The sequence below is a fragment of the Arthrobacter sp. 01N444 genome (assembly GCF_056399305.1).
Window position 1 is genome coordinate 229,987 of record NZ_JBFTRB010000006.1, and the last position, 13,120, is coordinate 243,106.

Sequence of the window (13,120 nt, forward strand, 5' to 3'; positions counted from 1 at the left end):
ATGAGACGCGCTGTTTGCCCTGGCTCTTTTGACCCCATCCACAATGGACACCTGGAAGTCATTGCGCGTGCCGCGGGCCTCTTCGACGAGGTGATCGTGGCCGTGTCCACGAACTATTCCAAGAAGTACCGCTTCAGCCTGGAGGAGCGGATCGACATGGCCAGGGAAACGTTCGCATCCTTGCGCGGGATTGTGGTTGAACCCGTGGGGGAGGGTCTCCTGGCCGAGTACTGCCGGCAGCGCGGTGTATCGGCGATCGTCAAGGGCCTGCGTTCGTCCTCGGACTTCGACTACGAGCTGCCGATGGCCACGATGAACCGGCAGCTGACCGGTGTCGAGACGGTGTTCCTGCCGGCGGAAAGCCACTACCTGCACCTGTCCTCCACCCTCATCAAAGAGGTCTTCGCCCTCGGCGGGGACGTCTCGGACTTTGTTCCCCGCTCCGTGCTGAAACGGCTGGCCCCGGGCGAGCCGGTCCCGAACCGGGCGCGCAAAGTGTAAGCTTGACCGGTACTCGGCGGCCTGCTGCCGGTTGCGGGGCCCGAATCCGAGGCCGCTTGTGGTGTGAACCGCCGGCGTGCCCCCGGTTTGAGTCCGTCCGGAAGTTCAGGCTAAGATAGTACGTCGGTCATATGTTCAACAGGAGTTCTCATTAAACGAGATGCTAGTTCGCCCTTGGCGTTCGACGTCAAGGACCTCGGACGCAGTCCGGGAAGCATGCGGACGCTGACGGAACATGTACCCGCGCCAAGTGATCTTGGCGTGGCGCTCATTGGCGTGCAGGAAGGCTCGGATGTCGAGCTGGACCTGCGGCTTGAGGCCGTACACGAAGGAATTCTGGTATCAGGAACCGCGCACGTTGAAGTTACTGGCGAATGCGGCCGATGCCTGGATCCCCTTGCGTATGACCAAGAGGTTGATGTGCAAGAACTTTTCTTCTACGAGGATGCTGTGTTCTCCGACGAAGAAGACGAAGAAGAGCAACGTCGAGTCGAGCACGATCTGATCGATCTTGAGCCGGTGTTGCGGGACGCAGTTGTCACCATACTGCCGTTCCAGCCGGTGTGCCGGGAAGACTGCCAGGGCCTTTGCTCCGAATGTGGAGTGCGCCTGGAAGACGAGCCGGGGCATCACCACGAGGTCGTAGATCCTCGCTGGGCCGCCCTGGCTGACTTGGCTAAGCCTGACCGGCAAAACTGATTTGTAAGTGTTTTTCTAGAGAGAAATGAGTTAGCCGTGGCTGTCCCGAAGCGGAAAATGTCTCGCTCGAATACCCGCGCCCGCCGCTCCCAGTGGAAGGCAACTGCCCCCCACCTGGTGAAGACTGTCGAGAACGGCCAGGTCACGTACAGCCTGCCGCACCAGGCAAAGGTCGTTACCGACTCGGCTGGCACTGCGCTGTTCCTTGAGTACAAGGGCCGCAAGGTCGCAGACGTCTAATCCGCCAACAGGCTGAAAAAGATGTCTTCAACTGAAGAGCTTCTGAAGCGTCTCGGTGTCACTATTGACGCCGGGACGCTTCGTCTTGCGCTCACACACCGTTCCTACGCCTACGAAAACGGCGGCATCCCCACCAACGAACGGCTCGAGTTCCTGGGCGACTCCATCCTGGGGTTCTCCGTAACGGACGCGCTGTACCGTGACAACCCCACGCTGCCCGAAGGCGACCTGGCCAAGCGCCGCTCCGCCGTCGTCAGCACCCGGGCGCTGGCCGGCATCGGCCGCAGCATCGGGCTGGGGGAGTACATCTACCTTGGACAGGGCGAAAAGCTCACCGAAGGCAAGAACAAGGCCTCCATCCTGGCGGACACCATGGAGGCGCTGATCGGCGCCACCTACCTCTCCAACGACATCGAGACGGCCCGGCAGCTGGTCATGCGGCTGGTCGGCCCGCTGTTGAAGGACGCCGCCGCCCTCGGCGCGGGCACCGACTGGAAGACTTCCATCCAGGAGCTCGCCGCCAGCCGGCAGCTTGGGACCATCAACTACGCGGTCGACGGCTCCGGGCCGGACCACGCCCGGACGTTCGAGGCCGTGCTGCGGATCGGCGGCACGGACTACGGCACCGGCACCGGCAACTCCAAGAAAGAGGCCGAACAGGAAGCCGCCGCCGACGCCTGGCGCCGGCTGACCGCCCCGTCCGCGCCGGATCCGCAGCAACTGCAGTCCCAGACCGGCAGCTAGGCAGCGGCATTGCCTGAACTGCCCGAGGTCGAGGTGGTCCGGCGCGGCCTGGTGAGCTGGGTGCGCGGCCGGACCATCACCTCCGTCGAGGTGCTGGACCCGCGCTCCCTGCGCCGGCACGCCCTGGGACCGGACGACTTTGCCGGCAACCTTGAAGGCGCGCGGGTCCTGGACGTGGTCCGCCGCGGCAAATTCCTGTGGATGCCACTGGCGGACACGCCCGCCCCGCCCGGAAACGGTGCCCCGGCCGGCGAACCGGCCCCCGCCGTCGCGCTCATGGCCCATCTGGGCATGTCCGGCCAGCTGCTTATGCAGGACCCCGGCGTTCCGGACGAAAAACACCTGAAGGTCAGGCTGCGGCTCAGCCCAGCCGACGGCATGCCCGAACAGCTCCGGTTCGTGGACCAGCGCATCTTCGGCGGCCTGTTCCTGACCACGCTGATCCCCACCGACGACGGCGGCCCCGGCGGCCTCGCCGAAACGCCGCTGCCGCTCATCGCCGAGGAAGCCGCGCACATTGCCCGCGACCCGCTGGATCCCTGGTTCTCCTTCGAGACCTTCTACCGGCGCCTGCGGGCCCGCAAAACCGGGCTCAAGCGGGCGCTGCTGGACCAGGGCCTGGTCTCGGGGATCGGCAACATCTACGCGGACGAGGCCCTCTGGACGGCGCGGCTGCACTACGCCCGGCCCACCGACACCCTGCGCCGACCCGATGCGCTGCGGGTCCTCGACGCCGCCCGTGCGGTCATGACGGATGCCCTGGCCGCCGGCGGCACGAGCTTCGATTCGCTCTACGTCAACGTCAACGGAGCCTCCGGGTACTTCGACCGTTCCCTGAACGCCTACGGCCGGGAGGGGCTCGAGTGCAAGCGCTGCGCCGCCGCCGGCCGGGTCAGCCGGCTCCTGCGGGAACAGTTCATGAACCGGTCCTCGTACACCTGCCCCGTCTGCCAGCCCCGGCCGCGGAACGGGCGCTGGTAGGGGGCGTCCGGGCGTAGTGCCCGGCCAGCCTCGCCAGGCCCTCGTCAAGCGAAACGGCGGGGGCCCAGTTGAGGAGTTCACGGGTCTCGCGCTGGTCGAACCAGTGGGCCGTGGAGAGCTGCTCAGCGAGGAATCTGGTCATCGGCGGCTCCCCGGCCCGGCCGGACCGGGACCACACCTTCTCCACCACCGATCCCGCAGCCCGCGCGAGACTGCCCGGCACCGTCCACGACGGCGCAGGGACGCCGCCCGCGGCGCAAATGCCCGCCAGCAGCTCACCAACCGGGCGGGGTTCGCCGTTGCTGACCACGAGCGCCCGGCCGTGGATGTGCTCCATCCGGTCAAGCGCGGCGACGATGGCCGAAGCGGCGTTGTCCACGTAGGTCGTGTCGATCAGGGCCGCACCGGCGTCGAGCAGCGGCAGGCGGCCGCGGCTGGCACGTTCCAGCACCCGTTCCACCAGCTGGGTGTCACCCGGGCCCCAGACGATGTGCGGGCGCACCGCCGTGACCCGGAAACCCGGCGAGTCCGCGGCCAGCGCCAGCAGTTCGGCCTCGGCCTTCGTGCGGGAGTAGTCACCGTGCGCGCGGGCCGGGTCCGCCGCCTCGGCGCCCAGCCCGGCGATGGCGGCCCCGGAATTGGCCACGGACGGGGAGGAAACAAACACCAGCTCCCGCACACCGGCCTCGCGGGCGGCCCGGAGCAGGCGGCGCGTGCCTTCGACATTGACCTCGTCGAACTCCGCGGCACGGCCCGTGAAGGACACCTTCGCGGCCAGGTGGATGACGCCCTCGGCGCCGGAGACGGCGCGGCGCACGGCGGCCTCGTCCGCAACGGACCCTTGGAGGTCCGTTACGCCGTCGACCCCGGAGGGGCGGCGCTGGAACGTGCTGACGGCATGGCCCTGCCGCACCATCAGACGTGCCACCTCCCGCCCGAGCAGCCCGCTCGCGCCGGTGACGAGGACCCTCATGGCGTGCCTGGACGGCCGCCGGCCAGCACCGCCGAAGCCCACCGGGCCACGCGGCTCCGGTCGATCTTGGCGTTGTGGCGGATGTCGGTCGGCTGGGAGGGGACAGCGAGCACGGCGGAGACACTGACCCCTGCCGCGCGGGCGGCGTCCCGTACGCGGCCCGCCAGCTGCGGCGCGGCGGGACCGGCCCGGCGGACCGGCGGAACTGTTTCGACGACGGCGACGACAGCCTGCGTCCCGGACGGACCGACCCCGACGACGGCTGCCATCCCGACGTCGTCCAGGCGTTCGATGGCCTGCTCGGCGCCCACCGGCGTCACCACGGCGCCCGGGGCCGTCACGACGTGCACGAGGCGTCCTTCCACCCAGAGCCGGCCGGCGGCGTCGAGGTGCCCCACGTCGCCGGTGCGGTGCCATCCGGCCGTGCGGACGCTCTCGCGCTGGGTCAGCCAGAGCCGGTCGTAGGCTTCTTTCACGTGCGGGGCGCTGACGAGGATCTCCCCGCTCACTCCGGCCTCGCTGACGGGCTCGTTCCCGGGTGCGGTGCCGTCCGCGGCCAGCGGGATGATGGCCACGCGGGCGCCCTGCACCGGCCGGCCCACGCACACGCCGTTGCCGGCGCCTGCCATGGTTCCGGCGGCGGCGTCGGCCGCGGCGGCACGGATCTGTTCGAGGCTGATGTCCGTGACGGGCAGCGCCTCGGTCATCCCGTACGGGGTGTGCAGCGAGGCGCGCGGCAGCAGCCGCTGCACCTCTGCGAGGAGGGTTTCAGGGACCGGTGCGCCGGCGGAGAGCAGCAGCTCCACGCGCCCCAGCGCCTCGTGTCCGGCCCGGCTCAGGCCGGCCCGGGTGGCCAGGACGTTGCGCAGCGCCGCGGGCGAGGCGAAGACCACCGTCGCATCGATGGCTGCTGCGGCGTGCGCCAGCGCGCTGGCCGTCAAGGTGCGGGGGGCGGTGACGTCCATGGCGGGCGTCACTGAAACGGCTCCGAGCGCCGGTCCCAGCAGGGCGAACGGCGCGAAGCCCGCCACCAGGCGTGCGCCCGGGCGGATCTCCAGCGTCGCGGCCACGGCATCGCGCATCGCTGCCAGCCGCCGGTGCGTGTAGACCACGCCCTTGGCGGGCCCGGTGGAACCGGAGGTGAACAGCACCGCGGCGGGGGCGTCCGGGTCCGGAACCGGGGCCGTGCCCGGGCGAGGGAGTCCGGGGCTGAGGCCGGCTCCGCGGCGGGCAAGGGCAGCGAGGGAGGTCTCGACGGCGAGGAGCCGGCGGCGGCGGGCCGGCAGGTCCCGCACACTGATGCGCCGCCCCGGCCAGCCAAGTACCGAGGCGGCCGCCAGGGCCTTGTCGATTCCGATGAGGAAGTCCGGGGTGGCGCCCTTCACCGCACGGCTCAGGCCGCGGGTGCCCAGGCCGGCGTCGGCCACGATGACCACCGCGCCGAGCCGCAGGCAGGCGTAGAGGACCACGGTCAGGTCCACGCCCGGGGGAACCATCAGGCTCACCCGGGTGCCGTTCCCTACACCGGCGTCCTGCAGGCCCGCCGCGAGGGCGGCGATGTTCTGTTCGAGCTCCTGCCAGCTGAGCGAGCGGGCGACGCTGCCGTCCGTGGCCATTTCCGCGACGGCGGTATCCCCGGCCGCCGGTCCCGCCGCCAGCTCGGCGAGGGGCGCCCAGAGGGGCGTGACCCCGGCGCCGGGCTCCAGGGGCCCGGCCCCGAATTCCAGCATCGAGTCGTCGGCCGGGCCGTCGGCCGGTCCGCTGTCCGGGCCGCACCCGGCCAGCCACTCGAAGACGGGCGCGGCGATGTCCCGGTCTTCCGCGACCAGGTGGCCGGCACCCTCGAAGCGGTGAACTTTCGCGTCCGGCAGCCGGCCGATGAGGTCCTTGAGGTACCGGTCGGAAAAGATCGGATCGCGCGGGCCCCAGAGCATCAGGGCCGGAACCCCCAGCCCGCGCACCCCTTCAGCGACGCGGCTGAGCGTCGGGAAGCTGGGATGGGACGCGTCGGCGGGAATGTCCGCGACAAAGTTCCCCACGCCGGCGCGGCGGCCGGCGCCGCGGTAGGGGGCCATGAAGGCGCCACGGACATCCGCGGTGAGCGGCGGGCGGGCCAGGGCATGCGTCACGCGCAGGAAGCTGTCCGTGCCCGTCGTTCCCCAGCGGTGCACGGCAGGGTGCAAGGCAAGCCGCAGCGCCGGCGGGATGCGGGCGCCGGAGGGCTGGTGCACGGCCGTGTTGGTCAGCACCACGCCGGCGAGCTGCTGCGGATGGGCCACGGCCCAGCCCAGGCTGATCACGCCGCCCCAGTCGTGGCCGACGGTGACGACCGGCCCGTCCAGGCCGAGCGCCGCGGTGAGGTCGCCCAGGTCGTTGATCCGGTCCTCCAGGCGCCGGAACGTGCCGGTGCGCTCGGAGAAGCCCATGTCCAGCTGGTCCACGGCCACCACGCGCCACGGGTGTGCGGGGTCGGATCCGGCGGCCAGCAGGGTCCGCCACAGGTAGGACCACGTCGGGTTGCCGTGCACGCACAGCAGGGCGCCGGCAGGTGTCAGGCCGCGGCGCGCGAGCTGGGCACCGTTGTCCAGCAGGTGCCAGCGGCGCACGGTGCCGGGCTCATCCGCGGCGGAGGTGGACGCCACATCGATTTCGCGCGACCATTCGGGGTCGACGCCGGGCCAGTCGGCGGCTACCAAACGATTTCCACCATGGCGGTGTTCAGGCCGGAACCGACGCCCATGCACAGCACGCGGTCCCCGGCGGCGAGAGTCTGCGCTTCGGCCGCGAGGGTCATGGGGAGGGAGGCCGGGCCCACATTGCCCCAATGCGGGAACGTGATCGGCACCTTGTCCGGGTCCAGGTCAATGGCGTTGATGATGGCCTGGGTATAGGCATTGCTCACCTGGTGCGTGACGTACCGGTCCATCGAGGCCCAGTCCCACTCCGGCTGGGCCTCGTGCCAGGCATCGACCACGAGCTGCAGGCCGCCGTCGAGCAGGCCTTTGGTGTCGGTGGCCATGCCGTCAATGCTGCCCACGCACAGTTCATGGTGCTCGGTTCCGGCACGCATCACGCCGCCGAGGACCCGGTGCGCCCCGGGGTGCTCGTCCGCCGGGCCCAGGACGGCCGCAGCGGCTCCGGAGCCGAGCGTCAGTGTGGCGAACTCGCGGTTGAAGTCCTCGCGGGTGGTCTCGGGCCGCTGCAGCCGGGCCAGGGTGGCCTCCTGCGTTGGCTGGGCGTCTTCACCGTTGACGATCATCGCGTACTTGATCTGGCCGGAGTCGATCATGTTGGCCGCCAGCGTCATGCCGTTGACGAATCCAAGGCAGGCGTTGGCCAGATCAAAGTTCATGGCCGACGAAGGCAGGCGCAGTCCGTGGTGGATCTTCACCGCGACGGACGGTTCGAGGTTGCGCCGCGTCACGGAGGTGTTGATCAGCAGGCCAATCTCGGACGCTTCGATGCCGGACTCGGCCAGGGCCTTTGCGCCCGCCTCGATGGCTGCGTCGTCGAACGATGTCCCGGGGGCCCACCAGCGCCGGTGTGTGATGCCCGCGACCCGTTCGAGCAGCTTCGGGGGGACCCTCAGCCGCCGCAGGGTCGAAGCCAGCCTGCGGTCGAAATCCATGGAACTGATGATCGTCGGAGCTTCGACGCTGCTTACCGAAAGTAGAGCGGTGTTGCTGTGCCGGAATGTTGCATTGCCTACCAATTCAAGCCCCTCTTCATGTCCGTCCTGCGCTCCGGCGGTGGCCGCTCACAAGCCCGAGAGCTTAACTATGCCCCGTGCAGGTCAATTCCCGCATATGCGGCCTCAGCCATCTGCGGCGGCTTCGCGCTGGTTCTGCGCGGAATGGCCGCAGATGCGCAGTAGATTGTAAGTATCCGGGGCCGCCCCGGAACCCCCGTGTCCGTCCGAATCATGCTTTCGTCGGACAGCGGACCAGTCCGCCGACCAGGAGAACCGAAGCGCCTTGCACCTGAAAAGTTTGACCGTCCGGGGATTCAAGTCGTTCGCCTCGGCGACGACCTTCGAATTCGAACCGGGCGTCACCGCCGTGGTGGGCCCCAACGGCTCGGGCAAATCCAACGTGGTGGACGCGCTGGCGTGGGTCATGGGCGAACAGGGAGCCAAGACCCTCCGCGGCGGCAAGATGGAAGACGTGATCTTCGCCGGCACCTCGGGCCGGCCGCCCCTGGGGAGGGCGCACGTCTCGCTGACCATCGACAACAGCGACGGCGCCCTCCCGATCGAATACAGCGAGGTCACGATCTCGCGCACGCTGTTCCGGACCGGCGGCTCGGAATACGCCATCAACGGCGCGGGATGCCGGCTGCTCGATATCCAGGAGCTGCTCTCTGACTCGGGCCTGGGCCGCGAGATGCACGTGATTGTCGGCCAGGGCCAGCTGGACAAGGTCCTGCACGCCACCCCCGAGGACCGGCGCGGCTTCATTGAGGAGGCCGCCGGCATCCTCAAACACCGCCGCCGCAAGGAAAAGACGGTCCGCAAACTCGAAGCCATGCAGGCCAACTTGTCCCGGCTCAGCGACCTCACCGGCGAAATCCGGCGGCAGCTGACCCCGCTGGGCAAACAGGCCGAGGTGGCCCGGCGCGCCCAGAGCGTCCAGTTCGAGGTCCGTGACGCCCGCTCACGGCTCCTGGCCGACGACCTCGTTGCGCTGCAGTCCGCGCTGGCGCAGGACGTGGCGGATGAATCGGCGCTCAAGGCACGCCGCGCCGTCGTCGAACGCGACCTCGAGGCCGGGCGGCAGCGCCAGGCCGTCCTCGAAGGGCTCGCAGCCGAGGCCACGCCCGCGCTGAACGCCGCGCGGGAGAACTGGTATTCGCTTTCCACCGGGCGCGAACGGCTCCGTTCCCTCGGTTCGCTCGCAGAGGAACGCCGCCGCCTGCTCGGCGCCGCGGACGTGGTTCCGGACACCGGCCGGGACCCGGACCAGCTGGAGCAGCAGGCCGCCCGCGTCCGCGACGAGCAGGCCGGGCTGGAACGGCAGATCCTGGACCGCACCGAGGCCCTGGACGCCGCGACAGCCGCCAAACACGACGCCGAACAGGCCGCCGCCGCCGAGGACAAGCGGCTCGCTGCCCTGCTCCGCGCCGCCGCGGACCGGCGTGAAGGCCTGGCCAAGCTCGCCGGGCAGGTCGGCGCGGCACGGTCCCGCGTCGAGTCTGCCCAGTCCGAGCTCGGCCGCCTCCGCGAATCGCAAAAGGCGGGCGAGGAGCGCCGCCGGCAGGCGCACAGCGAGTTCACGGCTCTGGAAGCGCAGGTCGCAGGGGTCGAGGACGGCGAGGAATCGCTCGACGCCGATTACGAGGCCGCGAGCGAGGCCCTCGAAACCATCATCGCCGAAATTGACGCCCTGAAGGCGGCCGAGCGCGAAGGCGAGCGGGAACGTGGCGCCCTTATGGCCCGCCGCGATGCCCTCCAGCTGGGCCTGAACCGCAAAGACGGCTCCGGGCATGTGCTCGGCGCGGCAGCCGGGGACCTGGCCGACGGGGTCCTGGGATCGCTGGCATCCATGATCACCGTGGATCCAGGATTCGAGGCCGCCGTCGCCGCCGCACTCGGCAGCGCGTCCGACGCCGTGGTGGTCCGGGACCAGCAGACGGCCGCCGCTGCCGTGCGGCTGCTGCGCGCGGACGACGCCGGCCGTGCCGCGCTGCTGCTGGCCGGCCCCCCGGCCGGGTCCCCGCCGCCGGTGGCCGATGCGCTGACGGCCGATGCATTAACCGGCGGCAGCACGCTTCCCGCGGGCGCGCGCTGGGCTGTGGATCTGGTGGATCTTGTGTCGGCTGCGGCACCGGACGCCGCCGGCCTGCCGCTGCCCGCCCTGCTGGCCGGCGTCGCCGTCGTCGAGGACCTGGATGCCGCAGCGCAGCTGATCGCCGCGCGTCCCGAGCTGACCGCCGTGACCCGGACCGGGGACGTCTTCACGGCGCTGACCGTGACCGGCGGGTCCGCGTCGGCGCCGTCGCTGCTGGAAGTCCAGGCCGCCGTCGACGACGCCGCGTCGAAGCTGGCCGCCGTCACCGCCGCGCTCGAACGCAACCGCTTCGCACTCTCCACCGCCCGGACCCGGCGCGCCGAAGCTCAGGACCGTGCCGACGCGGCCCTCGCGAAACTCCACGATTCCGACGCGAAACTCGCGGCCGTCGCCGAACGCCTGGGCCACCTGAACGCGGTGCTGCGCAGCGCCGTCGCCGAAAGTGAGCGGCTGGCCGCGTCCCTGGCCAGGGCTGAGGCCCAGATTGTCAGCGAACAAGGTGCGCTGGAAGCGGTGGCGGCCCGGCTCGCCGCGGCCTCAGAGGCCCCCGCGGAGCAGGAACCTTCCCCGGAGCACCGGGATGCCTTGGCCCTGGCCGCCTCGCTGGCCCGCACGGCCGAGATGGAGGCCAGGCTCGCCCTGCGCAGCGCCGAGGAACAGCTCACGGCCACCCGCAACCGGGCGGCGTCGCTGGAACGGGCCGCCGCCACCGAACGCCGCGCCCGCGAGGAAGCCGCGGAACGGGCCCGCCGCCGCCGGCTCCAGGCCCGGCGCGCCGCCGCCGTCGCCGGCGCCGTGCAGCAGGTCATCGGATTCATCGACGTGTCCGTGGAGCTGGCCCGCCGCGAGCGGGACAGCGCCGAGGAACGCAGGGACGCCATGGACCTTGAACTGGCCGGGGTCCGCAGCGGCAACGACGCGCTGGCCCGCGAACTGGCCGAACTCACCGACTCCGTGCACCGCGACGAGCTCGCCCGCACGCAGCAGCGGCTGCGGATCGAGGCGCTGGAACTGAAGAGCGTGGAGGAGCTCGGGCTGACTGCCGGACAGCTCGTGGCCGACTACGGACCGGACCTGCCCGTCCCGGTCCCTGCCGGCGACTCGGCGGACAAATGGGCCGCACTGCGCGCCCCGGTGGACGAGGACGGACGCGAGATTTCCGAGGGCAAGCCCTTCGTCCGTGCGGAACAGGAAAAGCGGCTCAAACGCGCCGAACGCGACCTCGCGGCCCTGGGGAAGGTCAACCCGCTGGCGCTCGAGGAGTTCGCCGCGCTTGAAGAGCGCCACCAGTTCCTCAGCACCCAGCTCGAAGACCTGAAGGCCAGCCGCAAAGACCTGCTGGACATCATCAAGGAAGTCGACGACCGCGTCCAGAAGGTCTTCGCCGAGGCGTTCGAGGACACCTCCCGGCAGTTTGTCCGCGTCTTCGCCCGGCTGTTCCCCGGCGGCGAGGGCCGGCTGGTCCTGACCGACCCCACCGACATGCTCACCACCGGCATCGAGGTCGAAGCCCGCCCGGCCGGCAAGAAAATCAAGCAGCTCTCGCTGCTTTCCGGCGGCGAACGCTCCCTGACGGCCGTGGCGCTGCTGGTGGCCATCTTCAAGGCACGGCCCTCGCCCTTCTACGTCATGGACGAGGTCGAGGCCGCGCTCGATGACACCAACCTGGGCCGCCTCATCACCATCTTCGAAGAACTCCGCGAATCCAGCCAGCTGATCGTCATCACGCACCAGAAACGCACCATGGAAGTCGCCGACGCCCTCTATGGCGTCACAATGCGCGGCGACGGCGTCTCCACGGTGATCAGCCAGCGGCTCAGTGCGGAGATCTGAGCAAACGTCCAGGTCCCGGCACGACGGCGTCCGCGCGCAACAAAAGCGCTGGCCACGGCCCATTTGGGGTTTGTGAGAAGCTAGGGGAGTGAACGATATCCTCCCCATCATTCTGCCCATTTTCGCTGTCCTGGTGGTCCTCGGTGTGCTGATCCCGGTGCTCATGAAGACCCGGAAGAGCGCCAAGACCTACACCGGCCCGCGTGACGCAAACGACCCCGTGCAGGCCCCGGGAGCCGGAACCCTTGTGGAGGACCGTCCCGCGCAGGCGCCGGCACCGGCACGGACCTCGCCCGACGGCGTCGAACTCGAAGAACCAACCCTCGAAGTTCCGGACGACGCAGCCGGGCTGGAAACCGTCCCGGTCGAAACCCCGCTGCCGGTGGCCGGGCGGCTGATGCGGCTGCGCGAGCGGCTGGTCAAGTCCAACAACATCCTCGGCAAGGGGCTCCTGGCCCTGCTCTCGGCAGACAAGATCGATGAAAACGTCTGGGATGAGGTCGAGGAAACCCTGCTGCTGGCCGATCTCGGCACCGAACCGACCATGCAGCTCGTGGACTCGCTCCGCGAACGCGTCAAGGTGATGGGCACGCGGGACCCTGAGCACGTCAAGGCCCTGCTCCGGGAGGAACTCATCAAGCTCGTGGATCCGACCATGGACCGGAGCCTGAACGTCGAGCGCCACGGCGACAAGCCCGCCGTCATGATGGTTGTCGGCGTCAACGGCGTTGGCAAGACCACCACCGTGGGCAAGCTGGCCCGCGTGCTCGTGGCCGAGGACAAGGACGTGCTGCTGGGCGCGGCGGACACCTTCCGCGCCGCCGCCGCCGAGCAGCTGGCCACGTGGGGCCAGCGCGTCGGCGTGCCCACCGTGAAGTCGGACATCGACGGCGCGGACCCGGCCTCGGTGGCCTACGAGGCCGTCAAGGCCGGCATCGACCAGGAAGTCGACGTCGTCATGATCGACACCGCGGGGCGCCTGCAGAACAAGGTGGGCCTCATGGACGAGCTCAGCAAGGTCAAGCGGGTCATCGAAAAGCTGGCCGAGGTGGACGAGGTGCTGCTGGTCCTGGACGCCACCACCGGCCAGAACGGACTCAACCAGGCCCGGGTGTTCTCCGAGGTCGTGAACATCACCGGGATCGTCCTGACCAAGCTGGACGGCACCGCCAAGGGCGGGATTGTCGTCGCCATCCAGAAATCCCTCGGAGTCCCGGTGAAGCTGATCGGCCTGGGCGAAGGCGCCGACGACCTCGCGCCGTTCGACGCTGAAGGCTTCGTGGATGCGCTGCTGAACTAGCCCGCACCGCAACAAAAAGAGTGCCCCGGTCCTGTCTGGCCAGTTCAGACGGGACCGGGGCAC

The 13,120-nt window shown here is 70.0% G+C and carries 10 protein-coding genes; 7 read left to right on the forward strand and 3 right to left on the reverse strand.

Annotated features, from left to right (window positions below; all coding sequences use genetic code 11):
• From coaD to mutM, 5 genes are all read left to right on the forward strand, one after another.
• Entirely contained in the window at positions 1–501 is a 501-nt protein-coding gene (gene coaD, locus AC1DKN_RS09965) for a pantetheine-phosphate adenylyltransferase (RefSeq protein ID WP_223916485.1), read from the forward strand.
• A gap of 174 nt (positions 502–675) precedes the next feature.
• Positions 676–1,200 carry a YceD family protein gene (locus AC1DKN_RS09970; RefSeq protein ID WP_079553424.1) on the forward strand — a complete coding sequence of 175 codons (525 nt, stop codon included), beginning with the start codon at positions 676–678 and terminating at the stop codon, positions 1,198–1,200.
• A gap of 36 nt (positions 1,201–1,236) precedes the next feature.
• Entirely contained in the window at positions 1,237–1,440 is a 204-nt protein-coding gene (gene rpmF / locus AC1DKN_RS09975; RefSeq protein WP_009356569.1) for a 50S ribosomal protein L32, read from the forward strand.
• A 21-nt stretch (positions 1,441–1,461) separates the two neighbouring features.
• Positions 1,462–2,184: a ribonuclease III gene (gene rnc / locus AC1DKN_RS09980; RefSeq protein WP_079553422.1), complete on the forward strand. Its 723-nt coding sequence runs from the start codon at positions 1,462–1,464 to the stop codon at positions 2,182–2,184.
• A gap of 9 nt (positions 2,185–2,193) precedes the next feature.
• Positions 2,194–3,165 carry a bifunctional DNA-formamidopyrimidine glycosylase/DNA-(apurinic or apyrimidinic site) lyase gene (mutM, locus tag AC1DKN_RS09985; protein WP_476860313.1) on the forward strand — a complete coding sequence of 324 codons (972 nt, stop codon included), beginning with the start codon at positions 2,194–2,196 and terminating at the stop codon, positions 3,163–3,165.
• Here mutM and AC1DKN_RS09990 read toward each other — a convergent pair.
• Genes AC1DKN_RS09990 through AC1DKN_RS10000 form a run of 3 tightly spaced genes read right to left on the reverse strand, consistent with a single transcriptional unit; the run spans position 3,101 to position 7,850 of the window.
• A complete protein-coding gene (locus AC1DKN_RS09990; RefSeq protein WP_476871163.1) occupies positions 3,101–4,138 on the reverse strand; it encodes an NAD-dependent epimerase/dehydratase family protein in 1,038 nt (345 codons plus the stop codon). The two genes, mutM and AC1DKN_RS09990, sit on opposite strands and share 65 nt — an antisense overlap.
• Positions 4,135–6,834, reverse strand: coding sequence for an alpha/beta fold hydrolase (locus AC1DKN_RS09995; RefSeq protein WP_476871164.1), 2,700 nt, complete (start codon positions 6,832–6,834; stop codon positions 4,135–4,137). The genes AC1DKN_RS09990 and AC1DKN_RS09995 overlap by 4 nt, the downstream gene beginning before the upstream one ends.
• A complete protein-coding gene (locus AC1DKN_RS10000) occupies positions 6,828–7,850 on the reverse strand; it encodes a 3-oxoacyl-ACP synthase III (protein ID WP_476860310.1) in 1,023 nt (340 codons plus the stop codon). Before AC1DKN_RS10000 ends, AC1DKN_RS09995 begins: the two co-directional genes overlap by 7 nt.
• 262 nt (positions 7,851–8,112) lie before the next feature.
• Here AC1DKN_RS10000 and smc point away from each other — a divergent pair, with 262 nt between their 5' ends.
• The gene (smc, locus tag AC1DKN_RS10005; protein WP_476871165.1) at positions 8,113–11,757 is read left to right on the forward strand and encodes a chromosome segregation protein SMC; all 3,645 of its coding nucleotides are present in this window, start codon (positions 8,113–8,115) and stop codon (positions 11,755–11,757) included.
• An 88-nt stretch (positions 11,758–11,845) separates the two neighbouring features.
• Positions 11,846–13,057, forward strand: coding sequence for a signal recognition particle-docking protein FtsY (gene ftsY / locus AC1DKN_RS10010; RefSeq protein WP_028276845.1), 1,212 nt, complete (start codon positions 11,846–11,848; stop codon positions 13,055–13,057).
• Positions 13,058–13,120 lie beyond the last annotated feature (63 nt).